The organism is Novosphingobium malaysiense (assembly GCF_000802225.1).
GTDB lineage: Bacteria > Pseudomonadota > Alphaproteobacteria > Sphingomonadales > Sphingomonadaceae > Novosphingobium > Novosphingobium malaysiense.
On sequence record NZ_JTDI01000004.1, the window covers coordinates 104,570 to 130,940 of the forward strand.

Annotated in this window: 26 protein-coding genes; 7 read left to right on the forward strand and 19 right to left on the reverse strand. The window is 65.0% G+C overall.

Features of this window, described 5'->3' with window-relative positions:
- From LK12_RS14810 to LK12_RS14850, 9 genes are all read right to left on the reverse strand, one after another.
- Positions 1–1,479: a UDP-N-acetylmuramoyl-L-alanyl-D-glutamate--2,6-diaminopimelate ligase gene (locus LK12_RS14810; RefSeq protein ID WP_039285697.1), complete on the reverse strand. Its 1,479-nt coding sequence runs from the start codon at positions 1,477–1,479 to the stop codon at positions 1–3.
- Complete coding sequence (locus LK12_RS14815) at positions 1,476–3,251, reverse strand: peptidoglycan D,D-transpeptidase FtsI family protein (RefSeq protein ID WP_039285700.1); 1,776 nt, start codon at positions 3,249–3,251, stop codon at positions 1,476–1,478. Before LK12_RS14815 ends, LK12_RS14810 begins: the two co-directional genes overlap by 4 nt.
- Complete coding sequence (locus tag LK12_RS14820; RefSeq protein ID WP_039285701.1) at positions 3,248–3,790, reverse strand: hypothetical protein; 543 nt, start codon at positions 3,788–3,790, stop codon at positions 3,248–3,250. The genes LK12_RS14815 and LK12_RS14820 overlap by 4 nt, the downstream gene beginning before the upstream one ends.
- On the reverse strand, positions 3,787–4,776 hold the full coding sequence (rsmH, locus tag LK12_RS14825) for a 16S rRNA (cytosine(1402)-N(4))-methyltransferase RsmH (protein WP_082010526.1): 990 nt from the start codon (positions 4,774–4,776) through the stop codon (positions 3,787–3,789). The genes LK12_RS14820 and rsmH overlap by 4 nt, the downstream gene beginning before the upstream one ends.
- Complete coding sequence (locus LK12_RS14830) at positions 4,773–5,276, reverse strand: division/cell wall cluster transcriptional repressor MraZ (protein WP_039285703.1); 504 nt, start codon at positions 5,274–5,276, stop codon at positions 4,773–4,775. The genes rsmH and LK12_RS14830 overlap by 4 nt, the downstream gene beginning before the upstream one ends.
- A gap of 335 nt (positions 5,277–5,611) precedes the next feature.
- Complete coding sequence (locus tag LK12_RS14835) at positions 5,612–6,376, reverse strand: DUF4350 domain-containing protein (protein ID WP_231568368.1); 765 nt, start codon at positions 6,374–6,376, stop codon at positions 5,612–5,614.
- Between the two features lie 16 nt (positions 6,377–6,392).
- Complete coding sequence (locus LK12_RS14840; RefSeq protein WP_231568369.1) at positions 6,393–6,761, reverse strand: hypothetical protein; 369 nt, start codon at positions 6,759–6,761, stop codon at positions 6,393–6,395.
- A 14-nt stretch (positions 6,762–6,775) separates the two neighbouring features.
- The gene (locus LK12_RS14845; RefSeq protein WP_039285706.1) at positions 6,776–7,774 is read right to left on the reverse strand and encodes a cysteine synthase A; all 999 of its coding nucleotides are present in this window, start codon (positions 7,772–7,774) and stop codon (positions 6,776–6,778) included.
- Between the two features lie 101 nt (positions 7,775–7,875).
- Complete coding sequence (locus LK12_RS14850) at positions 7,876–8,193, reverse strand: 2Fe-2S iron-sulfur cluster-binding protein (RefSeq protein ID WP_039285709.1); 318 nt, start codon at positions 8,191–8,193, stop codon at positions 7,876–7,878.
- 107 nt (positions 8,194–8,300) lie between these two features.
- On the opposite strand from LK12_RS14850, the gene LK12_RS14855 reads away from it, so the two are divergent.
- Positions 8,301–8,918 (forward strand): DNA-3-methyladenine glycosylase family protein, encoded by a 618-nt coding sequence (locus tag LK12_RS14855; protein ID WP_039286073.1) that lies wholly within the window; start codon positions 8,301–8,303, stop codon positions 8,916–8,918.
- A gap of 199 nt (positions 8,919–9,117) precedes the next feature.
- On the opposite strand, the gene LK12_RS23840 is transcribed toward LK12_RS14855, so the two are convergent.
- Entirely contained in the window at positions 9,118–10,017 is a 900-nt protein-coding gene (locus LK12_RS23840; protein WP_052223439.1) for a LytTR family DNA-binding domain-containing protein, read from the reverse strand.
- A gap of 235 nt (positions 10,018–10,252) precedes the next feature.
- Here LK12_RS23840 and LK12_RS14865 point away from each other — a divergent pair, with 235 nt between their 5' ends.
- The gene (locus LK12_RS14865) at positions 10,253–11,467 is read left to right on the forward strand and encodes an acyltransferase family protein (protein ID WP_052223440.1); all 1,215 of its coding nucleotides are present in this window, start codon (positions 10,253–10,255) and stop codon (positions 11,465–11,467) included.
- Positions 11,468–11,505: 38 nt separating this feature from the next.
- Here the strand turns inward: LK12_RS14865 and LK12_RS14870 are convergent, their stop codons facing one another.
- The 6 genes from LK12_RS14870 to LK12_RS14895 all read right to left on the reverse strand — a co-directional run bounded on the left by LK12_RS14870 (position 11,506) and on the right by LK12_RS14895 (position 16,415).
- Entirely contained in the window at positions 11,506–11,874 is a 369-nt protein-coding gene (locus LK12_RS14870) for a c-type cytochrome (protein WP_231568370.1), read from the reverse strand.
- A 112-nt stretch (positions 11,875–11,986) separates the two neighbouring features.
- Complete coding sequence (gene katG, locus LK12_RS14875; protein WP_231568371.1) at positions 11,987–14,248, reverse strand: catalase/peroxidase HPI; 2,262 nt, start codon at positions 14,246–14,248, stop codon at positions 11,987–11,989.
- Between the two features lie 156 nt (positions 14,249–14,404).
- Positions 14,405–15,010 carry a c-type cytochrome gene (locus tag LK12_RS14880; protein WP_082010528.1) on the reverse strand — a complete coding sequence of 202 codons (606 nt, stop codon included), beginning with the start codon at positions 15,008–15,010 and terminating at the stop codon, positions 14,405–14,407.
- Complete coding sequence (locus LK12_RS14885; protein ID WP_039285712.1) at positions 15,007–15,501, reverse strand: DUF6692 family protein; 495 nt, start codon at positions 15,499–15,501, stop codon at positions 15,007–15,009. Before LK12_RS14885 ends, LK12_RS14880 begins: the two co-directional genes overlap by 4 nt.
- The gene (locus LK12_RS14890) at positions 15,498–16,019 is read right to left on the reverse strand and encodes a DUF305 domain-containing protein (RefSeq protein ID WP_052223441.1); all 522 of its coding nucleotides are present in this window, start codon (positions 16,017–16,019) and stop codon (positions 15,498–15,500) included. The genes LK12_RS14885 and LK12_RS14890 overlap by 4 nt, the downstream gene beginning before the upstream one ends.
- A gap of 105 nt (positions 16,020–16,124) precedes the next feature.
- Complete coding sequence (locus LK12_RS14895; RefSeq protein WP_039285714.1) at positions 16,125–16,415, reverse strand: 4a-hydroxytetrahydrobiopterin dehydratase; 291 nt, start codon at positions 16,413–16,415, stop codon at positions 16,125–16,127.
- Between the two features lie 47 nt (positions 16,416–16,462).
- Here LK12_RS14895 and ccmA point away from each other — a divergent pair, with 47 nt between their 5' ends.
- The 4 genes from ccmA (at position 16,463) to LK12_RS14915 (ending at position 19,604) form a co-directional block, all read left to right on the forward strand.
- Positions 16,463–17,041 (forward strand): heme ABC exporter ATP-binding protein CcmA, encoded by a 579-nt coding sequence (gene ccmA, locus LK12_RS14900; protein WP_039285715.1) that lies wholly within the window; start codon positions 16,463–16,465, stop codon positions 17,039–17,041.
- A complete protein-coding gene (locus LK12_RS14905) occupies positions 17,038–17,697 on the forward strand; it encodes a heme exporter protein CcmB (RefSeq protein ID WP_039285718.1) in 660 nt (219 codons plus the stop codon). Before ccmA ends, LK12_RS14905 begins: the two co-directional genes overlap by 4 nt.
- 99 nt (positions 17,698–17,796) lie before the next feature.
- Positions 17,797–18,942, forward strand: a complete 1,146-nt coding sequence (locus tag LK12_RS14910; RefSeq protein WP_039285721.1) for a sulfotransferase family protein — start codon at positions 17,797–17,799, stop codon at positions 18,940–18,942.
- 35 nt (positions 18,943–18,977) lie between these two features.
- Positions 18,978–19,604 (forward strand): carboxymuconolactone decarboxylase family protein, encoded by a 627-nt coding sequence (locus tag LK12_RS14915; RefSeq protein ID WP_039285724.1) that lies wholly within the window; start codon positions 18,978–18,980, stop codon positions 19,602–19,604.
- Positions 19,605–19,776: 172 nt separating this feature from the next.
- On the opposite strand, the gene LK12_RS14920 is transcribed toward LK12_RS14915, so the two are convergent.
- Positions 19,777–22,257 (reverse strand): EAL domain-containing protein, encoded by a 2,481-nt coding sequence (locus LK12_RS14920; RefSeq protein WP_039285726.1) that lies wholly within the window; start codon positions 22,255–22,257, stop codon positions 19,777–19,779.
- 283 nt (positions 22,258–22,540) lie between these two features.
- Between LK12_RS14920 and LK12_RS14925 the strand changes: the two genes are divergently transcribed.
- Positions 22,541–22,987 carry a hypothetical protein gene (locus LK12_RS14925; RefSeq protein ID WP_039285728.1) on the forward strand — a complete coding sequence of 149 codons (447 nt, stop codon included), beginning with the start codon at positions 22,541–22,543 and terminating at the stop codon, positions 22,985–22,987.
- A 13-nt stretch (positions 22,988–23,000) separates the two neighbouring features.
- On the opposite strand, the gene LK12_RS14930 is transcribed toward LK12_RS14925, so the two are convergent.
- Together LK12_RS14930 and LK12_RS14935 are read right to left on the reverse strand one after the other, a co-directional pair.
- The gene (locus tag LK12_RS14930) at positions 23,001–23,882 is read right to left on the reverse strand and encodes a transglutaminase family protein (RefSeq protein WP_039285729.1); all 882 of its coding nucleotides are present in this window, start codon (positions 23,880–23,882) and stop codon (positions 23,001–23,003) included.
- On the reverse strand, positions 23,882–26,368 hold the full coding sequence (locus LK12_RS14935; RefSeq protein WP_197063539.1) for a circularly permuted type 2 ATP-grasp protein: 2,487 nt from the start codon (positions 26,366–26,368) through the stop codon (positions 23,882–23,884). The genes LK12_RS14930 and LK12_RS14935 overlap by 1 nt, the downstream gene beginning before the upstream one ends.
- Positions 26,369–26,371 lie beyond the last annotated feature (3 nt).

Here is a 26,371-nt window from a genome sequence, read left to right on the forward strand (position 1 = left end):
TCACTTACCTCCCAGCGTGCCAGCCATTTCCCTGGCCACGGTAACATCGTCGAACGGCAGCACGCGCGCAGTGTCGCCGCTGCCGATAATCTGTCCCTGTTCGTGCCCCTTGCCGGCGACGAGGACGATGTCCCCGGCTTGCGCCTCGGCGATGGCCGAGCCGATGGCCTCGCGGCGGTCGCCGATCTCGCGCGCACGACCCTCCGCAATCATGGTGCTCATGCCCTCCAGCACCATCTTTCGAATCGCGGCCGGGGCTTCGCCGCGTGGGTTGTCGTCGGTGACGATGGCAATATCTGCGCCTTCGCTCGCTGCCCGGCCCATTTCCGGCCGTTTTCCCTTGTCGCGATCGCCGCCCGCGCCGAACACGACGATCAGCCGACCCGCCACATGAGGACGCAATGCATCAATCGCCGCTGCCAAAGCATCAGGCGTATGCGCGTAATCCACATATACCGGCGAACCGACCGGAGAAATCGCCGCCCGCTCCAGCCGCCCGCGCACTGTTACCAGCCGTTTCATGGCATCGAACGTGACGTCCGCATCGCCGCCAGTCGCCAGGACGAGCCCGGCCGCGACCAGGGCATTTGCAGCCTGGTAGGCGCCGATGAGCGGCAGGTCGATCACGCGGGTCGTGCCTGCATGTTCGATTTCCAGCTTCTGCCCGAGCCCGCCCGGAGCGCGGCCCAGCAGCCTGATATCCTCACCTTTTCCGCCTACCGTATAGAGCTGCAACCCGCGTGCCCGGACATGGCCTATCGCCTTTTCCGACCAGGCGTCGTCCGCCCAGACCACCGCCGCGCCGCCGTCAACCACGACTTCGTCGAACAGGCGCATTTTAGCGGCGAAATAATCCTCCATGGTCGCGTGATAATCGAGATGATCGCGGCTCAGGTTGGTGAAGGCTCCGGCGCTCACGCGCGGTCCTTCTATGCGGTATTGCGAAAGTCCGTGGCTGGATGCCTCGTAGGCGACATGCGTCACCCCTTCCCTCGCAAGCCCCGTGAGGTTGGCGAGAAACGTGGCGATATCGGGTGTGGTGAGCCCAGTCGAAACGCTCTCATCGCTGGTGGTGATGCCAAGCGTGCCGATTGAGGCCGCCCGCTGGCCGGCCATGCGCCAGAGCTGCCGGGTCAGTTCGACCGTCGACGTCTTGCCGTTGGTCCCCGTCACGGCCACCAGCGTGTCCGGCACCGGGGTGAAGAACGGGGCGGCGAGCCGGGCAAAGAGGCGGCGCGGCTCGGCATCGGAGAAATGCACCGCGCCCTCCACTGCCGCGTCCGGAGCCGCCACGACAGCGACGGCACCAGCCTCGATTGCGGCGGCGATGAAGTCCTCACCATTGAAGCGGGCGCCGCGAAAGGCCCCGAACACGGTTCCGGGCGCGACCTTGCGATGGTCGATGGCAAAGCCTGTAATGTTCGCGTCCGGACCGTCGAAAGCGATCCCGGCTGCCGCGCAGAGAGAAGACAGCTTCATTCCTCGCTCGCCTCCTGCGGGATCAGGGGCTTGAGGTCCGAGATGTCGATATCCCGCGTCTCGTCGGGCATGATGCCGAGCAGCGGGCCGATGCGCGGAACCAGACGGCCCACCGCGGGCGCGGCGTTCCAAGCCGCGGTGCGCTGATACGAAGTCGCCGTCGTGCCCTGCGGCTCGTCCATCATCGCGACCACGACATAGCGCGGACGGTCCATCGGGAAGGCGGCTGCGAAAGTCGTGATGAGCGCATGCTTGCGATAGCCGCCCACGCCCGGCTTTTCAGCGGACCCGGTCTTGCCGCCGATGCGGAAACCGGGCGCGTCCGCCTTGCGACCGGTACCGAATTCCACGATCATGCGCAGCAACTGGCGGATACGGGCACTGGTCGCTGCGGTGAACACGCGCCGGCCGGCCGGCACCTCCGAGGGGTCGAGTTTTTCCAGCGTCGCGGGGCGCCAGATGCCGCCGTTGACCAACGCCGAGTAGGCCGAGGCCAAATGCAGCGGGGTAACTGCAAGGCCATGCCCGAAAGAGACGGTCATCGTGCGCAGACGGGGCCATTTGCCCGACGGCCAGATCGGAAAACCGCGCGCCGGCAGCTCTATCGCTGGCCGCTCGTTCATCGCGAGCGATTCCATCGTCTTCTTCAGGCGCACCCCGCCGAGTTCGTCGGCAACTTCGGACATCACGATGTTCGACGAGTGAATGAGCGCTTGCGGCACATTGAGCGTGGAGCCGTAGTTGTGGTCGTCGTGAATGGTGAAACGCCCGACATGTAGGGGCTTCGCCGGCCAGCGGCGCCCGAGATCGGTGACCGTCCCGGCATCAAGCGCGGCAGCCACGGTGATCGGCTTGAAGGTCGAACCCAGTTCGTAGACCTGGTTCGTGACTCGATTGAAACCGTGCGGAACCTCGCCCTGCCTGGCTTCTTCGTCGGTGACCATCATGTCGGTCGGCTTGACGTGATTGGGGTCGAACGACGGCAGCGATGCGAGCGCCAGCACTTCGCCCGTGTCGACATCGAGCACGACGCCGCCCGCGCCCTTGGCCTGACTCAGCGCCATGGCCTTGCTCAGTTCGTCCTCCAGCGCGCTCTGGACGCGGAAGTCGATTGACAGGACCGACGGGTGTGTCCGCCCGTCCATGCTTTTGAGCTGCTTGTCGAAGACCTGCTCCATGCCGACGTGGCCCTTGCCGTCGCTGTCGACGTAGCCCAGCACGTGTGCCGCCATCGATCCTTGCGGGTAGAACCGGGTCGTCTCGCGCGGATATTCGAGTGCGGGCTCGCCAAGGGCATGAACCCGGTTTGCTTCCTCGGGCAGGATCGAACGCCGGATGTACCCCGGCTTGCCGGATGCGAGCTTTGCGATGACTTCCCGGCGGTCGAGGTCGGGGAAGATGCGCAGAAGGCCGTCGGCGATTTCCTCGGGCGAATGGATCAGCGGCGAACCCTCGGTCATCGCCTTGGGATTGAACCACAACGAATAGACCCGGAAGTCGCGCGCCAGGGCGACACCGTTGCGGTCGACGATTTCGCCGCGCTCAGGAATCAGCGAGGAGCCCAGTTCACTGCGATGGGTCGTGGCGCCGGTCGCCCCCAGAAAGCCGATCCGGGCAAGCGCTGCGAAACCGACCAGCACGAACACTCCAAGCACCCAAAGCGTGCGCAGCTTCGCGACCAGCAACGTGCGCTGCCGCACGTTCGCCAGCTTGCACCGCCCTGTCGCGACGGTCGTGGGGATCGACCCTATCGCAAATGCGGGAGCGTTCACTGCTGGGCGGCCTCCGCCACTTCGATGCGCGCCAACCGCTTGCCGAGCGCGCCGGCATCGCGGGTGAGCTCTTCGCGTTCCTCTTCGCGCTTGCGGATTTCCTTCGCGCCAGCCTCGGGCAGCGCCGCCGCCGTGGCGCCGCTAACCGGCGAGACCATTGCCAGCAGCGAGGAGCCGGTCTCCTGCGATGCGGGCTTTTCCGCATTGGCAAAACGGATCGGCTCCGGCGCACCGGGGCCGGCGGCCTTGCCGAGTGCAGCCAACTGTCGCTCGCCCTCGATATACTGTCCCGCAACCGGCGCCTTGTAACCGAACTCGAGATCGTTGAGCTGCTTTAGCGCCTGCTGGTTCGAACGGGTTTGGAACTCGGTCTGGAGGAAATCGATGTCCTGCTGCACCCACACGATGCGCTTCTCGGCGTCGTAGACCTGGCTCTTCACGGCGTTGACGCGAAGCGTCAACGCGAGCGTCAACGCCGCGCACAAACACAGCACCGAAGCCCAGCCAATCGAACGAATGCGGTCGCTTGTCAGGTTCATGCGGCACTCCTGTGGGTATCTCGGGCCGGGGCATCGGTGCGCTCTGCGCTACGCAGGGTCGCGGATCGGGAACGCGGGTTTGCGGCGAGTTCGGCCTCGCCGGGGCGAATGGCCTTGGAAACCCGCGTGAAGGTAGCTGCAGGACCGGTTTCGACCTGAGGCATGTGCCGCGAGGTCGATTTCCCCGCGCCGCTGGCATCGCGCAGGAAACGCTTGACCTTGCGGTCCTCGAGGCTGTGGAAGGTAACGACGGCCAGCTTACCGCCCGCACGGAGCAGCGTTTCGGCCCCCATCAAGCCCTGATCGAGTTCGTCGAGCTCACCGTTCACATGGATACGGATGGCCTGGAAGCTGCGGGTCGCCGGGTCCTTCGGTGCGCCAGGACGGTAGCCGAGCGCCTTGCGCACGACGCGAGCCAGCTCACCGGTGGTCTCAAGCGGGCGGGCGGCCACGATCGCACGTGCCACCCGGCGCGACTGGCGCTCTTCTCCGTGGAGGTAGAGCACGTCTGCGATTTCGGCTTCGTCGGCCTCGTTCAGGAAATCCGCGGCCGACACCCCTTCCTGGCTCATGCGCATGTCGAGCGGTCCGTCCGACGCGAAGGCAAAGCCACGGTCCGGCTGGTCGAGCTGCATCGAGGATACGCCGATGTCCATGACGACGCCGTCGACCTGCTCGACGCCGGCATCGGTCATGCTCTCGGCCATTTCCGAGAAGCGGCGCGGATGAAGCACGAGCCGGGGCGGATTGCTTGCCAGTTCGGGCCACCTGGCCGGGTTATCCCGGATCGCGGCGATCGCGTCGGGATCGCGGTCGAAGGCATGCACCGTGGCACCTGCGTCGAGCAGGCGACGCGTATAACCGCCTGCTCCCAGCGTGGCATCGACGATGAGGTCTCCGCGCTGGGGGTTCAGCGCGGAGACCACCTCCTCCAGGAGCACGGGAACGTGCGGGGAGCGCTCATCCAGGGTTGCAGGACGGCTCACTTCTTCTTCGCCTTGGCCAGTTCGGCTTCTGCCATCGACCGGCAGATCTCTACGGCGCCCTCGAGCACCGGATCATCGGCTTCCTTGTAGAGCTCTTCCGGGTTCCAGATGGTGATCACGTTGCCGACGCCCTGGAAGTAGGCCTGGTCGCCGATGTTGGCGAGGCGCGCCATGCCCTCGGGCATCACGAAGCGGCCGCTGCCGTCGAAAGGAACTTCCTGAAAGGTATAGAGAGCCATGGCCTGCTTTACGCGATTGAACGGCCGGCCGGCGGCATCGGCGCGTGCCTGCTCGCGATCCAGCTCCGCCTCGAACTCGTCGATGCGGGACAGGCCGAAACCGACAAGACACTTCCAGTCGGGAAACTTGGCGAGGCACAGCACATCCTTGCCGCTGGACTCCCGCACCTTGGCACGAAGAGAACTCGGCAGCACAAAGCGGTTCTTGTCGCGAAGTAGCGAGAAGCCCTGCCCGTGATATGATACCGGCTGCCCAGCCATTTGCCCCGCTTGCCCCTTAGGTCCTCGTCTCGAGAACGACCGATCACGCGCCCCGCCGCCGCCCCCGCGCGGAAGGGTTCCGCATCCACGCGGGATACGGCGAGACTCAGCCATTTCGATTGGCTCTATCCATATAACGGGAAAACTAGGGATAAAAGGGAAATCTGGGGATCAGAAGGAATTTATCCACCAATCCAACGCCCCACAAGCCTGATTTCGAGGGCTAATTAGATCATCCCGGCATACATGCTTTTATATTTAATGTTATTTTTCAATAAGATGTAGGATAACGGCACCGATCCCGGGATATCCCCATTTTGGACCGACCGATCCCCTTACGTCCCCGATCTCGTTCTTTGCAGCAACTTTTCCAGAATCACGGTCCTCCGCGCGACCGCTGCGGAATCCGGGGGATTTTCCAGCAAGGCGGCGTCGGCCACGGCTACGATGTGGCCCTTGCCGGAGCGGCAGTCGGCCAGCACGCCTTCGGCTTCGAGCCGGCAGTCTCCGACGATGTCCCCGGTTTTCCCCCTCGCACCGGCTTCCCCGGATTTCCCCAGAAGGCGGAAGCGCCCTGGCAGGTTCACCGGCAACGCGCCCTCGGACAAGGAGACTGCGTATTCGCCGGGTGCCTGCGCATCGTCGAATTCGAGCTCCAGCCCCCAACGCGCCAGAATGGGCGACAGCAACGCAATGTCCTGCGGCCGGCGCGGATCGCCCAAGGCAAATCTCGAGTGCGACGTCAGCATGGGGTCGGCGAGCAGCAGCACGTGTCCACCTCCCGCCACCCACTTGTCGAGCGCCACGTTCTCCTGCGGCGAGAGCGGACGCGGTTGAGCAAGGACCAGAATAGCATCCTGTGGCAACGGCATCGCCCCATCGGCATCGGCCAGCGAATCCAGCGGCACGAAGTCGCCGGCGGATTTCAGGACAGGCAGCGCCCAGTGGCCGGGCCGATCCGGCGAAAGCAGATCACCGATATCATCGCTTTCGCCCCAGGTGATCGGGAGGCTGGTGTAAAGGCCCAGCGCGTGCCCAGCCTCTTCGTCGGACGCCGTGGCGCTGCCCTGCGTGCAGGCGGCCAGCGTCAGTGACGCCAAGGTCGCAAGCAGCGGTTTACTGCTGCGGTGCCAGCGGATCGGCAAGGTCCTGGGGCGTGGGAGTGGTCATCGGGGTCGGCGTCGGTGTGGGGCTCGGCTCGGATGCAGGCACCACGCCGATATCGGCCAGCGGATCGGTGGCCTGCTTCTTCGGCTTGGAATCTGCGGCCACGACGTCACGGATGGGATCTTCGGTATCCGCCAGCTTCGCCCGGTCCATGATGATGTTTGCCAGCCCCACCAGCAGCAGCATGGCGCACAGCCCGAACAGGCCCACCTGCAACCGATGAACCGCCTGCGCGCGCAATTCCCGCGGGCTCGGCGTGGCAAAGTGCTGGGGAGACTGAATGGGCTCGATCATCTGGGGCGGAAGCTTTCCTGCCATGAGCCGGATTTACCTCAGCTTGTCAGCCAAGGAAAGACCGGAAGTCCCTTGGCCTCGAGCCACTCCGGATTGTAGAGCGAGGAGAGATAGCGAAAGCCGGTATCGCACAGCATCGTGGCAACCCGCGACCCCGGGCCCAATTGCTTGCCGAGCGCAATCGCTCCGGCCACGTTGATGCCGGAGGACAGGCCCAGGCACAGCCCTTCCTCGGAAAGCAGGCGCCGCACCCATTCGAGGCCGTCCTCGTCGGAAATGCGGAACTGCGTGTCGATCGGGGCCCCTTCCAGGTTGGCGGTAATGCGCCCCTGCCCGATGCCTTCGGCCACCGACGATCCCTCGGCCTTGAGTTCGCCGTGGGCATAGTAGTTGTACAGCGCAGCGCCGTGGGGATCGGTCAGCGCGATGGTGATCTTCTCGTCGAACGCCTTGAGCCCCATCCCGGTGCCGGCAATCGTGCCGCCGGTGCCCGCCGCGCAGGTAAAGCCGTCGATGCGGCCTTCCATCTGCTCCCACAGTTCGGGCGCGGTGCTTTCGATATGGGCCTTGCGGTTGGCGATGTTGTCGAACTGGTTGGCCCAGATCGCCCCTTCGGTCTCTTCTGCCAGGCGCCGCGAGGTGTGGACGAAGTGGCCTGGATTCGAGAACTTCGTCGGCGGCACCAGGACCAGTTCGGCCTTGAGCGCCCGCAGCGTGTCCATCTTTTCCTTGGACTGGTTCTCGGGCATCACGATCACGGACTTGTAGCCGAGCGCGTTGGCGACCAGCGCAATGCCGATCCCGGTATTTCCCGCCGTCCCCTCGACGATCGTTCCGCCCGGTTTGAGCAGCCCCTTCGCTTCGGCATCGCGCACGATCCACAGCGCCGCGCGGTCCTTCACCGAGGCGCCGGGATTGGCGAATTCGCATTTGCCCCAGATCTCGCACCCGGCGGCCTCGCTCGGCCCCTTCAGCAGGACGAGCGGGGTGTTGCCGATGAGATCGAGCGTGGAGCGCTTGGGCTTTGGTGCAGTCATGCGCGAAGAGTTAGGAAGTGCAGGCGCAAGGCGCAAACGAAATGCACCTTACCCCCCGCAAGACAAACTTCCTTCGGACCGATAGCCCTGCTGAGCGTGGCTCAGTCTTCCTGTGCGATGGTGACCTTGCAGCCTTCCAGAGCCGAAGTCACCGGCACCTGGCAGGACAGGCGCGAATACTCGTTGCGGTGGTCCGAGCTGTCGAGCAGGTCGTTCTCGTCCTCGCTCATGGCCGGCAGCTTGTCCATGTACGACGGGTCGATGTGGACGTGGCAGGTCGCGCAAGAGCAGCAGCCACCGCACAGTGCCAGCAGTTCGTCGAAGCCGTTGTCGCGGATGACTTCCATCAGGGTGCGGCCTTCGCTGGCCTCGACATTCGATTCTTCACCCGACTGATTGACGACGATGATCTGCGGCATGACTCTCTATTCCCCTTTGATACACTATGTATCACAACTGCAACGGTATGCGCTTTTGCCGCAGGCTGCTAAAGGCTGCAACCCGCTTTTGCAAGGTAGCCGAAATCATGGGCCTCAACGCCGACCAACTCCGATCCGGGCTGGATGCCATCGCTGCTGCGCAACCGGAGATGGCGCGCGCGCTGGAAATCGCCGGATATCCGGAACCGCGCATTCGCCCTACCGGCTACGCCACATTGCTGCGCACGATCGTCGGCCAGCAAGTGAGCGTGGCGGCCGCCGCTTCGGTCTGGTCGCGGCTGGAGGCGCTGCTGGGGGAAGGTCTGCCGCCGGAAGACCTGCTGGCGGCCGAGTTCGACGCGCTGCGCGGCTGCGGCCTTTCGCGCCAGAAACAGGGCTATGCCCGCTCGCTGTGCGAACTGGTGGTCGCCGGCAGCCTGAACCTCGAAGCGCTGCCCGAAGACGACGAGGAGGCCATCGCCGAACTCGTGCAGATCAAAGGCATCGGCCGCTGGTCCGCCGAGATCTACCTGCTCTTCGCCGAGGGTCGCCCCGATATCTGGCCGGCCGGGGACCTCGCGGTGCAGGCCGGTCTGCACAAGATCCTGAAGCTGGACGCCCGCCCCAGCGAGAAGGAAACCCGCCAGCTCGCCGAAGACTGGCGCCCCCACCGCGGCTCGGCGGCGATCTTCACCTGGCACTGCTACAACAACGCGGCGCTGTAAGGCCGCAAACTTCTCTAAGTTTGTCGACACCGGCCATGGCGAGTTTCCGAAATCGGACATGATTACAGTCTGTTAGAAAGCCGACACTTTCGCAGCGCAAAAACGCTACGGCATCATCAAAATGGACGGTTCAAAGAGCGCGGCAAGACCAGTGCCGCGCGCAGTGTGACGGCAAGCGGGGATGTAGGAAAGCGGCCGTCTATCGTTGAGACACGCCGCGCCCCTCGGCCAGATAGCGCTCGACGGCATCGCGGCGGCTGCGGCTGGCCGGTATTTCGGTGTCGTCCGTCATCGTGACCGACAGCCCGCCCTCCCCGTCGGGCCGGCAACCGGCGATGTGGCGGCCGTTCACGACATAGGAACGATGCACCCGCATCGCCGGCACGCCCGCCGCGGTGAGCTGTTCGGCCAGTTCCTGCAGCGTTCCCCGCACGAGAATCGTCCGGTCGCCGACTGCAATGTCGACATAGTTGGACGCCGCCTTCATCCAGATCACCGCATCCGCCTCCACCCGGATAGTGCGGCTGCCGTCCTTCAGGGTGATCCGGTGCGACCGGGAAGCGTCGGCTCTGGCCGCCTCCAGTTCCTCGGAGCGATAGGCGAGTTGCCGGCGCAGTGCGAACAGCGTGACGGCGGCCACGTAGAAGAGCGCAAACTTGCGATACTCGTAGAGGAAACCGCCGAGCGGATCGGCATCGAACACATAGGGTTCGCCGAGGAGGATCGGGCTGAGAACCTTGCGGATACCGACAAAGATTCCGATGACGGCAAGAGCGGTCCCGACACTGGAAGCGAAGTGGAAGGGCAAGAGACGATCCCATCGGACCTGCCCCGGCGGCATCCACGCAGCCAAACGGCCGATCAGCCAGACTACCGCCATGTAGGCCCCGATCCCGGTCACTTCGTGCAAGAGTATCCGGTCCATGGGAACGGGCGCACCGTTTCGTTGGAATTCGTAAATGCGCGTCTGAACGTCGACGATCAGGAAGGCGAGCAAAGCCAGCGCAATCCAGAGCGTGGTGGTCCGGTCGATCCGCCGGTCCTGCAGCATCGGCGAGACCGACCTCGCCTGATCCCGCATGTCTTCCGCGCCGTTCATTCGTCCCCACTCTCAAAGCGTCCACGCGCCGGGTTAACGCCTGCCACCCGGGAACGATAGCTTCGACGGGCCGTCATTCGCCCCTGCAGCCCGGCAATCGGCCCTGACCGCCGCCCTATCACCGCAGACAACACCGGCCATCCGCGATCAGACCCTTGCTGCTCGACGCTTGCGCCGCGCCGGTGCGACGTCAGCCCGGAACCGAGCCCGCCGCTGAAGAAGGGATAGCAAGACCATGACCGAAATCACGCCCTCCCCTGCCACGAGCGATATCGAGCAGCGCCACTACGGGCTCGACTGGCTGCGCCTGATCGCGTTTGCCCTGCTCATCTTCTATCATGTCGGCATGTTCTATGTGCCGTGGTTCTGGCACGTGAAAAGCAATTACGCCTCGCCGGCGGCGGAGCCGTTGATGAACGCGCTCAATCCCTGGCGGCTGGCGCTGCTGTTCTTCATCTCGGGCGTGGCCCTGCGCTTCGCGGTGGACAAGATGCCCTCGGCCCGCCGTTTCGCGCTTTCCAGATCGCTCAATCTCGGGCTGCCGCTGCTCTTCGGCGTGCTGGTTCTGGTGATGCCGCAGACCTATTTCCAACTGCGTCAGTCAGGCGAGTTCACGGGCAGCATTGTGGAATTCTATCCGCACTACCTGCGCGGCGAATTCTCGGTCTTCACGCCGACGTGGAACCATCTTTGGTATATCGCCTACCTGCTGGCCTACACGCTGGTCATTCTTCCCCTCGCGCCCCTGCTGCGGCAGGCAACCCGCAGCCGGGCCTTCCGGAACTACGCGCGGTCTCCGGCGATGATCCTGCTGCTGACGATCGTGCCCTTCATGGTCTACGAGGCGACGGTCATGCACTGGTTTCCGATCACGGACGACTTCATCCATGACTGGGGCCAGCACACGACGCGCCTGACGATGGTGCTGATCGGGTTCCTTGCCGCCAAGGACCGCGGTTTCTGGCAGTCCGTCGACAGGCTGGTGCCCGCGACGCTCGTTCTTGCGGTTGCGCTCTACGGGGCAAACGCGTTCTGGATGCAACTGGGGCTCGCCGATTCCCTCGCCAGCGGCATCGCCCATCTCGCGATCCAGGTGCTCTACGCATGGACGTGCATCCTCGCCATGCTCGGGCTCGGTCAGCGCTATCTCAACCGTCCGAGCAAGGCCCTGCGCTATTTGACCGGCGCGATCTTCTGCTACTACGTCGTCCACCAGACGATCACCGTCGTCGCCGGCTATTACCTGACCGAACTGCACCTTGGCGTCTGGACCGAATTTGCGCTGCTGACCGCCATCACCGCCTGCGGCTGCGTCGTTTCGTACGAGGTCGGTCGCCGGATGGGATTTTTCGGGATTTTCATCGGTATCCGGCAGCCCGCCCGTCCGGCTTCAAAGCCGGAGCCGGTAGCGCCAGGCCTGCCCGAAGCCGCGCATTGTCCGCAGGGCTAAGTGTCGAGCAAGCCCCCCTGCCGGATCATCTCGGGCGCCTATTCCAGGGTCAGGAGGTAGTCGACGACCTGCTTGCGCCGGGCCGGATCCGAAATGCCCATGAACGGCATCTTGGTGCCGGGCACGGTCTTCTTCGGCGACGTCAGCCACTTGTCGAGCGTGGCCTCGTTCCAGGTGAGGCCGGAGGCCTTCAGCGCTTCGCTGTAGGTGTAGCCCGGGAGAGTGCCGGCCTTGCGCCCCGCCACGCCGGCAAGGCTGGGGCCGAGACGCATCTGCCCCGGCTCCGTCGAGTGGCATCCGGCGCAGACAGCGAACGCCTGCGGTCGGTTCGATGCGGACGCGGCGGATGCTTCCGCTGCCGCAGTCGGCTCGCCACCGACAGCGCCGAGCGTCAGCAGGGCGGTCACGGCCACCGCGGGCAAGCTTGCCTTGAGAAATGATCTCATTGTCTGGTTCGTATAGTCGATAGTTCAGGACGAAGGCGGGCAGCCGCACATGTCGGCTGCCCTCCCCGTTCCATCAGAAGCGGTCGGCGTCCATGACCTTGGTCCACGCCGCGACGAAGTCGTCGACGAAGAGCTGGCCCGCGTCGTTGGAAGCATAGACTTCCGAAACGGCGCGCAGTTCGGAGTTCGAACCGAAGATCAGGTCCACCGGCGTCGCCGTCCACTTGGCCGCACCGGTCGCCCGGTCCTTGCCTTCGTAGAGGCCCGCCTTCGACGACTTCGACCACACCGTGTCCATCGACAGCAGGTTGACGAAGAAGTCGTTCGACAGCGTGCCCGGACGGCTGGTGAAGACGCCGTGCTTGGTGCCGTTGGCATTGGCGCCCAGCGCCCGCATGCCGCCCACCAGTACCGTCATCTCGGGCACGGTGAGGTTCAGCATGTCCGCCTTGTCGACCAGTGCCGGAGCCGGGGCATCATAGGCATCCGCAGCGTAGAAGTTGCGGAAGCCGTCGGCCTTGGGCTCGAGGTAGGCGAAGGAGGCGACGTCGGTCTGTGCCTGGGTGGCATCGACGCGGCCCGGCGTGAACGGCACGTCAGCCTCATAGCCCGCCTTCTCGGCCGCCTGCTCGATGGCGGCATTGCCGCCCAGCACGATCAGGTCGGCCAGCGAGACCTTCTTGCCGCCGGCAGCGCTCTTGTTGAAATCCTTGCGGATCGCTTCGAGCTTGCCGACCACCTTGGTCAGTTCGGCCTTGTCGTTGACCGCCCAGTCGATCTGCGGCTGCAGACGGACACGGGCACCGTTGGCCCCGCCGCGCATGTCGGTGCCGCGGAAGGTCGAGGCTGCCGCCCAGGCGGTGCGCACCAGTTCGGTGCCGGTCAGTCCCGAAGCGAGGATCTGCGCCTTGAGCTTCGCCTCGTCGCTCTGGTCGATCATCGCATAGTCGGCCTCGGGCAGCGGGTCCTGCCACGAATAGCTCTCGCTGGGCACGTCCTTGCCGAGATAGCGCGCCTCGGGGCCGAGGTCGCGGTGGGTCAGCTTGAACCACGCGCGGGCAAAGGCCTTGGCGAAGAGTGTCGGGTCCTTCTGCCAGCGTTCCAGCACGGCGCGGAACTTGGGATCGCGCTTGAGCGCCATGTCGGTCGTGAACATGATCGGCGCGTGGGTCTTGCCTTCGATGTGCGCGTCGGGAACGAGGCTGGCGGCCGCGGGATCGGTGGGGATCCACTGCGTGGCGCCCGCCGGGCTCTTGGTCTTCTTCCATTCGAAGTTCAGCAGGTTGTCGATGTACTGCGTGGTGAACTGCGTGGGAGCCGCCGACCAGGCGCCTTCGAGGCCGCTGGTGATGGTATCCTCGGCATTGCCCTTGCCGCAGTTGTTCTTCCAGCCGAGACCCTGCTGCTCGAGCCCGGCCGCGGTCGGTTCGGCCTCGAGGCATTCGTCGGGCTTGTGTGCGCCGTGGGCCTTGCCGAAGGTGTGGCCGCCGGCGATCAGGGCAATGGTCTCTTCATCGTTCATCGCCATGTTTCCGAAGGCGATGCGGATGGCCTCGGCCGCCGCGATCGGATCGTGGCTGCCACCCGGACCTTCCGGATTGACGTAGATGAGGCCCATCTGCGTGGCCGCCAGCGGGCCTTTCAGCTTGCCGCCTTCCTTCATGCGCTCCGAGCCGAGCATCTTCGTCTCGGGGCCCCAGAACACCATGTCCGGCTGCCAGGCGTCGATACGGCCGCCGGCGAAGCCCACGGTCTTGAAGCCCATGTCTTCCAGCGCGACGTTGCCGGCCAGCACCATGAGGTCGCCCCACGAGAGCTTGCGGCCGTACTTCTGCTTGATCGGCCAGACCAGGCGGCGCGCCTTGTCGAGGCTGACGTTGTCGGGCCAGGAATTGAGTGGATCGAAGCGCTGCTCGCCGCCGTCCGAGCCGCCGCGACCGTCACCGACGCGGTAGGTGCCGGCGCTGTGCCAGGCCATGCGGATGAAGAACGGGCCGTAGTGGCCATAGTCCGCCGGCCACCAGGGCTGCGAGGTGGTGAGGACCTTGCGGATGTCTTCCTTCACCGCGTCCAGATCGAGCGAGGCGAATTCCTTCGCGTAGTCGTAATCGGCGCCATAGGGATTGGACACCGCCTCGTGCTGGCGCAGCGCGGTGAGGTCGAGACGGCTGGGCCACCAGTCCTCGTTGGTAAGGCCGCCGGGCTTGGTGGTGGTGGGCTGCGGAGCCTCGCTTACGGTTTCGGCATCGACTTCGGCGAATGCCGGCGCGGCCATGAGCGTGGCGGTCGTCGCCATCAGCATGGACACCAGCATTTTCGGGGATTTCCTGAGCATCGGACCCTCTCCTGTTGCGTGAACGGCGCATGAACGCCTGCAGCCGAGATAGCCCGATGCACAGATGGCGAGAAACAGGGCGCACTCATCAGAGTAATCGCCCTTTCCGATCAGAAATACAAAGTTACAGAAGTTTCATGATGTGTGTGCGTCGCATTAGTCGTGCGATCCGCCCCCTGCGTGACCGGTCGCGTGGGCGGCGTCCGCACCATGGCCGTGTCCTTCTGTCGATGCTTTCTCGCCGTGATGGCCCGCCCCGAAGGCCGCATATTCGTCCTCGCTAAGGTCGGGCAACGTTTTCACGAAGGCGGCGATGTTCCACAAGGTCTGGTCATCGTGAGTCGGACCGAACGCGGGCATGGCACTCATTTTCACGCCGTGCTTGACCAGCCAGAACACTTCCTGCGGGCTCCATTCGGTCGCGGCATGGGCCAGCGCGGGCGGCTGTGGCCGTATCGTCCGGGCCCATTCCGCAGGGCCCTTGCCCACCCCGCCATGGCAATGGGCGCACATCGCCTTGTATTCCCCGGCGCCGGCGGAAATCATGGCCGGCGTAAACTCCGGGACCGCGCCGACATCCTCGGCCCGGCTCTTTACCGAATTGCTCATCGTGGTGGTGAGCGCCCAGCCCACCACAGGGTTGTGGCGATCGCTCGCGGCGACGTTGTAGCTACCCGTCAGGATGACGAGCAGCGCAATCGCGATCAGCAGGACCAGCATGGCGGCGGCCCCGGCGATGAAGCCTTTCATGGTCGCGCTCATGTCTTCACGCCTCCGTAGCACCGGACATAGCCGTGGTAGCCGATCTCGTCCTTGGCGCCGGGTGGCACCACGACCATCTCCATGCCCTGACTGCCGGCGTTGCCCTTTACCGCCAGCCGCCTGAGCGTCACGGAAAGGCCGTTGTCGGCGAAACGGTTCTCGCCCGCCGAGGGCAGCGGAATGAGCTTGCCGTTCAGCTTGATCGCCCCCGAACCGCCCGGCTCATAGAGAAACGACGGAAAGGCCACTTCGGTCAGCACGACCGCGCAGCGCCCGCGCTTGCCGCCCAGCGCCTCGATGTCGGCATCGCTCATGGTTTCCGGCTTGATGATCGCAGTGGAGACGTTCTCCAGCGCCGCGGTCGCGCTTTCGATCTTCGCGGGCTTCGGTACGTGATCGAGTTGCGCTTCGCGGTCATTGCCAAGCGCCGTATTGCGGTTGCAGCCCGCAAGGGACAGCGCCGCGACGGCAAGAATGAAGGCGCTCCTCATGGCGCCACCTCCTCGGGCAGCCGCTCGATCGAGCGTACGCCGTTTTCCTCGATGTCGGCGATCAGGTACTTCATCTGTGCGATCTCCCGGCGCTGGGCCAGAATGATGTCGTGCGCCAGCTTGCGCACGCGCGGGTCGCGGATGTGGGCGCGCTCGCTGGTCATGATCGCGATCGAGTGGTGCGGGATCATCGCGCGCATGTATTCGACACCCGTCACCGTCGTCTGGCTTCGAACCAGCCATAGCGCGACGGCGAACACCACTGCGGCCACGCCCAGGATGATCATGTTCTTCCGGGGGTTGGTATACATCCCCCACATGAAGAGCAGCATGACAACCATCATCGCCGCGCCCATGACGAAAGCCATCCAGAAACGCGTCTCGCTCCAGAACACGTGATCGATGCTGTAGGTGTTCAGGTACATCAGGAAGAGCATCACCGCGGTGCTCGTTCCGATCATCGCCATGAATTTCCAGTAGGGGCCGTCGCCCCCGCTTCCGTGCCGGCTTTCCGCCATTGCGGTCCTCCTCTCGTTCGGCCGCTCCCCTGCGAAGCTAGATTGCAACGAGCGATCGCAGCGGCAGTTCCCACCGAACGGGATGCGGAGAAGGCTCCCGGGCGGCTATACGATCCCGTCGATGAACTGCGCCATGGCCACGTCGCGCGCGCTCAGGCCACCGGCGTCGTGGGTGGTGAGGCGCACGCGGACCTTGTTGTAGACGTTGAACCATTCGGGGTGATGGTCGGCCTTGTCGGCATAGAGCGCGACGCGGGCCATGAAGCCGAAAGCCTCGTTGAAATCGCCGAATTCCAGCTCGATCTCGATGGCGAGGCCGTCCTCGCTCAGCGTCCAGCCGGGCAGGCCCTTGAGGGCATCGTCACGTTCGATCTCGGTCAGGCGGGGGATGGCCATTTCACTCTCCTTGGCAGTGCGTGCGGTTTCCCTTATCGCACGGCGTCATGCAAGGGTGCTCCATCGCCGTGACCGATCTCGCGTGCCGTCGCGGCGACAGGGTGTTGTTCCGGCAGCTTTCGATGCGCCTGGGGCCCGGTGAAGCACTGCAGATCACCGGACGCAACGGGATCGGAAAATCCAGTCTGCTGCGGATCGTGGCCGGGCTTGCCCCCGCCTTCGCCGGAAACGTCGAAACCCGGGGCAGCATCGGCATGGTCGACGAGCGCCACGCCCTCGACCCGCTCCTGCCGCTGGGGCGGGCGCTGGGTTTCTGGCAGCGGATAGACGGCGCGGCCGACAACGAGCTGGCGCGGCTGGGCCTGTCGGAGCTGCTCGAGGTGCCGGTGCGCTACCTTTCGACCGGACAGAAGAAACGCGCCGCCCTCGCCCGGCTGATCGGGCAGAAGGCGCGGGTCTGGCTGCTCGACGAACCGCTCAACGGCCTCGATGTCCATGCAGTAGAGCTGACCGAGACGCTGGTGGCCGAGCACTGCGCCGAAGGCGGCATCGCGCTGATCGCCTCGCACCAGCCGTTTCGGCTCGGGCACATGCAGGCCATGGCGCTGGCGGACTACGCGGCATGAGCGGACGCATAGGCCCCCTGCTCAAGCGTGACCTGGCGCGGCTCATGCTGGGCGGTCGCGGCGGCGGCGCGGTGATGCCGGTGCTGTTCTTCCTTTCGGTGGCGATGCTCTATCCCTTCGCGGTCGGGCCCGATGCACCGCTGCTGGCGCGCACCGGCGGCGGTGTGATCTGGGTGGCGGCGTTGCTTGCGGCGATCCTCCCGCTCGACCGGCTGGTCGAACCGGACATCGAAATGGGCATGTTCGATCAGTGGGCGCTGCGTGGCATTTCCGAGGAACTGGTCATCGCGGTGCGCGTGCTGGCCCACTGGATCAGCTTCGGCCCGCCGCTAATGCTGGCCGCCCTCCCTGCCGCCGCGCTACTGGGCCTCGACGGCGAGACGCTGCGCATTGTCGAGATCGGCCTGCTGGCCGGCACGCCGGGCCTTGCCGCGCTGGGCGTGACGGTGGCGGCGCTGACCGCCGGCCTGCGCGGCGGCGCGGCGCTGTCCGGCCTGCTGGTGATCCCGATGGCCGTGCCGATCCTGATTTTCGGCGCGGGCAGCCTCGGCATCGGCGGCGAGAGCGGTCTTGCGCTTGCGGGTGCAGCCAGCCTCGTCCTGCTCGCGATTGCGCCTTTTGCCGGCGGAGCGGCAGTTCGGGCGGCTCGCGGGTAGGATCATCGCCGCAGCGGTTGGCATCCCGCCCAATCCCCCCGCATAGTGCGCGCCGATCCGGAACAGCCGGACGCACATTCCCCGGGAGAGGCAAAGCCGATGGAAGACTACAAGGATCTGATCGCCACTGCCCAGAGCCAGACCGGCCTGACCGACTTCGGCAGCGGCAGTTTCCGGGAAGGGCTGGAACGGCTGGTCAAGGCGCTCAACACCGAGGCGAAGCTCAACGCCACCGGCGATTATGCCCTGCGCGACCGCATCCTGCTCTATCTGCGCCAGCGGCTGATGGTGGAGGACTGGTACCGCCGCCATCCCGAGATCGGCGACGAGGAAATCCGCGAGCCGCTGTTCGGCGTCAGCCTGCCGCGCACGGGATCGACTGCATTGTCCTTCCTGCTCTCGAGCGATCCGGATATCCGCTACCTGCGCGTCTGGGAAAGTTCGCAGCCCTGCCCCCCACCCTCGACGGTGGAAGGCCCGGACCCGCGCCGCGGCGTTGCCGCCAGCGCCACCGAGGAAAGCCTGAAAGACAGCAAGCGCACGCCGAGCGGGATCGACGGCGCCATGGAGTGCCAGGACCTGATGGCGCTCGACTTCAAGAGCCAGATCTTTCAGGCGATGGCCCAGATCCCCAGCTATGCAGACTGGGAACTGGAGGCAGATCACACCGAAACCTACCTCTACGAAAAGCGCGTGCTCAAGCTGCTGCAGTGGGGCGAGCCGACCAAGCCCTGGCGGCTCAAGGCGCCCTCGCACCTGCTCTATCTCGATGCGCTGGACACGGCGTTCCCGGATGCCCGCTTCGTGATGACCCACCGCGACCCGACCGACGTGATGCTCTCGGTCGCAACGGTCTATGCCGACATCATCGAGAAGTTCACCGACGACGTGGACTATCACTACATCGGCGAACTCAACGTGCGCTGCTGGTCGGAAGGCATGCGCCGCGCCATCGCATTCCGCGAGCGCGGCAACGACGCGCGTTTCTACGACATCCATTTCCGCGCCATGCAGCGCGATCCGCTGGGCGAGGTGCGCGGGCTCTACGAATGGCTGGGGCAGGACGTCTCCCCCGCCTTCGCCGATGCCATGACTGCCTGGTGGGAAAGCAACCAGCAGGCCGAGCGCATGACCAAGCCCGACCCGTCCAAGTTCGGGCTCGACTTCGATCAGGTTCGCGCGCAGTTCGCCGATTATCTCAAGCACATGGAAACCTGGGCCCCGTTCAGCGAAACGGCCGCCTGATCACTCGCAACACACAGCACCCGGAAAGCACCAAGATGGCAGACCCGATTACCGGCAAGTTCGATTTCGATGCCGACGCCCGCATGGCGCAGACCGTCGCCAATGGCCCGCGCTACGCCCCGCTGACGCTCGACGAAGTGAGCCCGGAGGGGCACGAGCAGGTCAACGCCATGCGCACCGCCTTCAACATTCCCGAGGATCGCCCCTTTCCCGATGTCAGCCTGATCACGCTGCGTCATCCCGGCATGTTCCGCGCGCAGATGGTGCTCGGCCTCGAAATCGCCGCCAGGGGCACGATCCCGCCGCGGGAGCGAGAACTGGCGATCCTGCGCATCGCCCAGCTGGCCCGCGCCCCGTTCGAGTGGTGCGAGCACGTGGATATCGGCAAGGCTTTCGGCGTCACTCCCGAAGAGATCGAGCGCGTGATCGAAGGCTCCTCCGCCGCCGGCTGGACCGAACACGAAGCCGCGCTGCTTCGAGCCGTTGAAGAGATGATCGCCGATCATTGCATGTCCGATGCGACGTGGGAGACGCTGGCGAAAACCTACGACGAAAAGCAGATGCTCGAACTGCCGATGCTGGTCGGCTCCTACCTGATGACGGCGCTCCAGCAGAACAGCCTCAAGATCCAGCCGAAGGGCCCCGGATTCGACTATCGCTGACGTAAAATCGATTGCCGGTCCCCGCGCGGCCATCTCGACGGCAAAACACCGAGCGGCTCTTTCCAGGCCCGATCGACACAGGCAGGGCAGCCTGTGGAAAAGCCTGAGGATAATACCGGGACAGGCGGGGAAAACTTCAAATCTGCGCCTGGTTTCCCGTGATCGGGGACCGCTATCCCACGGCGGCCCGGGGCTGTCCGGAGCCGCTGTTGTAGTGGTCGAGCAACCGCGCAACCTCGCCCAGCGGAACGGGCCGGCTAACGTGATACCCCTGGATAATGCTGCATCCCTCGGCGCAAAGGATGTTGAGCTGTTCCTGCGATTCCACCCCTTCGGCCGTGATCTGCAGCCCCAGCTTCTGGGAGAGCTGGATGGTGGCCTGGACAATCGACAGCGAATCCGAGGCGCCCCCCAGTTCCGCGACAAAGGTGCGGTCGATCTTGATCTTGTTGAAGGGGAAGGAGCGCAGGTAGCTGAGACTGGAATAGCCGGTCCCGAAATCGTCCATTGCAATGCGCACGCCCAGCGCGGCAAGGCCGTCCAGCGTCGAACGCACGCCGCTCTCGTCCTGAAGCAGCACGGCCTCTGTGATCTCGAGTTCGAGCCTGTGAGGCTCCAGTCCGGCCGCGCCCAGGGCATTCATGGTCATGGCGATCAGGTCGCCGCGCTTGAGCTGGGCTGGCGACACGTTCACCGCGACACCAATGTCATCAGGCCACTTGGCGGCATCCTGACAGGCCTGGCGCATGACCCATTCGCCGATGGGGACGATAAGCCCGTTGTCCTCGGCAAGACCGATGAAATCGGCCGGCGGGATGAGACCGCGCCGGGGGTGATGCCAGCGCACCAAGGCCTCGAATGAACTGATCGTCCCTTTGGTCATGTCGAGCAGCGGCTGATAGTAGATCTCGAACTGGCCTTCCGCGATCGCTTCGCGAAGATCCGTCTCCATCTGGCGGCGCTCGGTGAGGCGGGAATCCATGCCCGGCTCGAAAAAGCGGTAGGTCCCGCGGCGTTCGTCCTTGGCGCAATAGAGCGCCAGATCGCTCATTTTCAGGAGTTCGTCGGCTTCGCACCCGTTATCGGCCGAAAGGCAAATGCCGACGCTGGCGCCGACCACGACCGTGTGCCCTTCGAAGACGAAGGGCTGGGACAGCCGTTCAACGATCCTCTCCGCAACGGCCGCCGCAGCATCGCTGTCCGCCATGCCGCCGCTGATGACCGCGAATTCATCGCCGCCGAGCCGTGCCACGATATCGTGCTTGCCCGAAGACTCCCGCAGGCGCGCTGCTGTCACTCGCAGCAGTTCGTCTCCCACGGCATGTCCCAGCGTGTCGTTGACCTCCTTGAAACGGTCGAGGTCGATGGAGAACAGGCCGAACGGCTGCTCCGCTTTCGCGTAGGCTTCCAGGTGTGCGGCAAACGTCGTCCGGTTCGGCAGGCCGGTCAGCGTGTCGTGGGCTGCAAGGTAGGCGATCTGGCGGGTCGTGCGGCGGGTTTCCGTGACGTCCTCGTGCGTGGCAACCCAGCCGCCACCGGGCAGGTTGCGCCGAACGTACTTGATGATGCGTCCGTTGGGCAGCACCACTTCGCGTTCGGCGAGCCAATCCGCATCGCCCGGCCGTGCCGTTTCGGCCACCGCCGCCTCGGCAACGCCGAGATGGGCCTTCACCGCGTCGCGAATCTCGATGAAGGTGGAACCGAGTTTGAGCAGTCCTTCCGGGCAATCGTACAAGTCGAGATAGCGGCGGTTGTAAATGACGAGCCGGTTGTCGGCATCGTACATCACCAACCCCTGCGCCATGTTGTCCAGCGCAGCTGCGGTGATATCCGCCTGGTGACTGAGCTCGGCGAGCAATTTCTCGCGTTCCGCAGCGCCGCGCACGACTTCTTCGGCCAGCGATGCGCGTTCGCGCGCCTGCTCCAGCCGCTCGCCGCTCAATCGCCGGTCGAAAAGAGCCATCCCCAGCCCCATCGCCATGATGACCAACGCGGCGGCCGTAACGATGACGGCCAGGTATTCGTTATCGATCGCATGGGCTGCCGTACGCACCACCGCATGCGGGTAAAGGGTCACAGCGGACATGCCGATGAAGTGCGTGCTACATACGGCAAGCGAGAAAAGCAGACCCGCCTTCAGGGGGAAGACCTGCGGATTGCGCCGGAATATGCTGACCGCGGACGCCGTCAAGGCAACGCCGAGCACGACCGATACCAGGATGAGGTTGTCGTCCCAGGCCATTTCCGCCGAAACGCGTACGGCCGACATGCCGATGTAATGCATTGCCGCCACCCCGGCCCCGATCACGGCACCACCGAGCACTGCCATTTCACGCCGTTCGCTGAGAGCGATCGTCCAGCCGATGCCGCACATCACCACTGCGACGACGACGGAAAGCAACGTCAGCGGAACGTCGTAGGATATCGGTATTCCGGGCTCGTAGGCCAGCATCGCGACGAAGTGGGTAGACCACACGCCCAGCCCCGACGCCAGAGCCGCAACGCCTACGAACAGGGCACGCCGCGAGCGTTCCTCCAAGGCGTAGAGGAACGCAAAGAACGCGGTGAACGTGGCGATCAGGCAAATTACGGTGGCGACCAGAACCAGCTCGTGGTTGTGCTGGTCCACCACGCATGTGAACACTTTGAACATTTTCTGTCCTTCGACCCTAGCCTCCGCAGTAGGACGCCGGCCGAAAACAAGACGTTAATGTCTACCCGGTTGAATTGCGGGTAATTCGCATGATCGAAGGCCGAAAAGGAACCGGGGCGGACGGGGAGAGAATGTCGAGAGGCCGCCCCGGTTCAGGTCACAGGAGTGAACCGGACGCCCCATGACAAGCGCCGGGTCCGGGAGGGGCTTGACCGCAAGGCCAAGCCGCGTATCAATAGCTAATGCTAATCATTCTCATTTGCAAGCCTTCGGAGATTCGGACATGTACCAGTACGTCGACCGCCCGCTGAACACTCTCGACGAGGGATGCCGTTTCCTCGTCTGGTCGATGCGCGCCTGGGTCACGGCGATGAGCCACAAGCGCTGCCCGGCTCAGATGCTCGCCCCGGCTTTCGCGAAGTGGAAGATGATCGGAGGCCTGCAGCCTTTCCACCGCGCCATGCTGCTGTTCAACCGCGATGGGCTGGAAACCTTCGCGTTCTGCTCCCTCGCCTGCACGCATGTTTCGGAACACGAAGCGGTCATCCTCGAACTCGTAACCTCGCTGCGCGATCGCGGCGCGCAGCCGACGCGGCAGACGCTGGATCTGCTGCTGGCGGAGGAGAGCGTGGGCGAAATGTTGGAGACCTTGTCTAAGCTGGGCGCCGTCCTCGCGATCGCCGGGATATTTCCGGGGGAGCCGGCCGACGCCAGGGACGCCCGGACCTGAAGCGGCCGAAACGTCAGTCCAGCGGGGCCACGTTGACGGAAAAGAACATCGTCTGCTGCGAGGAGCCACGGAACGTCCCGTCCAGCGGCGCAACATCGGAATAATCGCGGCCCATGCCGATGAACACGTGGTCGGCATCGGCCAGCTTGGCATTGGTGGGATCGAAACCGACCCAGCCGAGTTCGTCGCCGCACCACAGGTTCACCCAAGCGTGCATGGCATCGGCGCCGACCAGCCGATCCTGCCCGGGCGGCGGCTGTGTGCGCAGGTACCCGCTGACATAGGCAGCCGGAATTCCGTGGGCTCGCGCCGCGACGATCATCACATGGCTGAAATCCTGGCACACGCCATGGCGCCGGCGGAATGCCTCGATCGGTGCGGTATCGGTGAAAGTGGCGCCCGAATCGAAGGCGAACTCCTCGTGGATTGCCTGCATCAGGGCCCTCCCCGCGTTCATGACCGGCATCGACTCGTCGAGAAAAGAGCCGGCCCACATCGCAATCTCGTGCTCGGGAACGGCAATCGGCGAGGCGAAGATGTAGGACGCGGGCGCGAGCGCCGACAGGTCCGGCTTGCGCATCGCCAGTTCGCGCAGATCCGCAAGGCGCGGCCCGGCCTGTTCGTTGATGAAGAACGGCAGCTCTTCGCGCTCGACGGTAAAGCGGCTTTCGATCTGCAACTGCCGGATCGGCTCGCGCAGAGAAAAGCGCGCTTCGTTGAAATAGTATCCGCCGTCGCCCTCGTTGACCTGCACGGGCTGCGGATCGATCGCCAGAGCATAGTCGCTGACGATCTGCCCGGGCCACTGCGCCGGCCGCAGGCGCACGTTGAACTGCGCCAGCCGGACCGGTGCGGCGTATTCGAGACGGGTCATGTGGGTGACTGCGTAGCGCATTACAGCAACCGCGTTCGCCGTTCGGCCTCTTCGCGGTCGAACTGGAGGAAATAGCGGGTGGAAATCTCGTCCGACAGTTCATTGAGCTGGCCGCATATCTCCTGCAGCCGGTGCGGCGTCATGTCCGTGGCCAGCGACGCCTGAAGGTCGCCCATCAGCGCGCGGGCCGCGCGCAGTGGCGGCTCGGGAATGTTGTCGTCCCGCAGGCTGGGCAAGGCGGCCAGGTGCGAAACGATTTGCGCCACCTGATATTGCAGGGCCCGCGGGTTATCCGGATCGAGCAGGACGAGATCGCGAACGGGGTTCGTCATCGGTCCGGTGAGATACCGGCTGCGATAGATGATCTGGCTGTCGCACAGGTCGAGCAGCACGCCGAGTGCATCGCCCTCGCCATCGCCCAGCTTCCCCGCAACCTGGCAGATCGCTTGCGCCCTCTCGATGCGTTGTCCGATCTGCAGGAATCGCCATGCTGCGGAGCGCACCATGTTTTCCGATACCAGTCCGGCGAGTGCGCTGAAATGTTCGGTCAACCATCGGGCGCTGCTGAGCATGCTCTGCGGGCGGCTGGCATCGATCGACGGCATCGGCCGGCTGACGATTCGCCAGAAATCGCGGGCGAAACGCTCGCGCAGTGACATCCCGACCTGCATGCGTTGCCTCATCAAGGCCGCCACGCCGCCCGGAAGCCGGGTTTCAGTCAAGGCCTTCGCGCTGACGAATGCGGCCCCCATCCGGCCCGTAGCCTGATCGATGGCCCCGAAATGAACCAGCAGGTGGGCCAGTTCCGGCAGCACACCTCCGGCCTGTGCCTCGATGAAGTTGTCTCCCTCCATCGAACTGCCAAGCAGGGTCCGCACGATCCGCACCACGGTTTCGGCGCGTTCGTTGTAGCGGCCGAACCAGTAGAGATTGTCCGCCGCCTGGCTGGCAAGAATACCGCCCCCGCGCGAGATCGGCGGTTCCTCCACCTGGCGCGGCGCTGCGATGTGGCCGGCAGGCCTTTCATCCACGACCCAGACGTCGGCGGAAAGATCCCCGGCACCCATCAAAGAGGTCGGCATCGCGGTGCTCGATGAAAGACGGGCGAAGCCGCCGGGCATCACGGTCCAGCTGCCATCCGCGGCGCGGGCAACGAAGGCGCGAACCGTGAAGGGGCGCGGCACGATCTGCCCGTCGATGATCGCGGGGGTGGTGGAAAGATGGACGATTTCCTGCCCGCAATAGTCCATCGGCCGGCGGCGCAAGGCTTCGAGCAGATCCTTGCGCTCGTCTGCCGACAGATCGGTACCGGCTACCGGCTGGCGGCCGGGGAGACCCTCGACCGGCATACCGAAGGCAGGCAGCAATGCCAGTTCATCCAACCGGTCCGCGACCGTCGCGCTTTCCGCAGCCTGCCCGCACCACCAGGTGGCGATGTTGGGCAGGATCGGATCTTCGCCCAGCATCACCTTGCACAGCCGCGGCATGAATGCCGCGAAAGCCGGGGATTCGAGCACTTCGGTACCGGGCCAGTTGGCCATTTCCACCCCGCCGGACGCCCAGGCCTCGAAAAGGTTGGCGACCCCGATCTGCGAACGGGCATCGAACGAAAGGGGATCCAGCGAAGTCGTGTTGATCCAGCGCCACAGTGCATCCACACGCTTCGGCCCGGCAATCGTGCCGACATAGAGGCGGTTGTCGATCACCGAGAGATCGCGCCCTTCCACCAGCGGCAGGCCGAGATAACGCGCCAGGTGGGCCTGCTCGGCATAGGTCTGGTTGAACCGGCCCGGGGTCAGCAGGGCTATGCGGGGCAGGTCCCGCTCACAGGACGCTGCCATGCCGTCGCGCATCCGGGCGAAGAACTCGGCCAGTCTCCGGGCGTGATTGTCGACCAGCAGATTGCCGGCGGTACGGCTCATCGCCAGGCGGTTTTCAAGTGCATAGCCGACACCGCTGGCCAGGCGCACCCGGTCCTGCAGGACCCGCCACTGCCCCCGCGCCCCGCGCGCGAGATCGACCGAATAGACGTGGATGAAATGGCCGCGTCGCGGGCCGTGGCCGAGAATCTTGCGCACGAAGAATGGACTACCGGCGACTACGGCGGCAGGGAGATGCCCATCCCTGACGAGACGCTGCGGCCCGTAGATATCCGCTGCCAGCCGTTCGAGTAAGGTGGCGCGCTGGATCAGACCGCGCTCGACCTGGGCCCATTCCGCCGCGCCGACGATCAGCGGCATTGCGGTGAGCGGCCAGGCGCGTTCGTCCTCGTCGCCGGTTACGCGAAAGGCGAGGCCGAGGTCGGCCGCATGGCGTGCGGCGACGTCCTGCACGGCAGACGGTCCGCCGTCCGAAATTGCCGCCAGCCCCTCGGCGACGGCCTTCCAGCAGGAAGCCACCGGCTGGGCGGCATCGCCATAGAGATCGCCCCCGGCCACTTCGACCGGATAGCCCTCAAGCCACCCGGACGGGCGCTCCATGGTGCTGACGGGCTGATCGGACGGCATGGC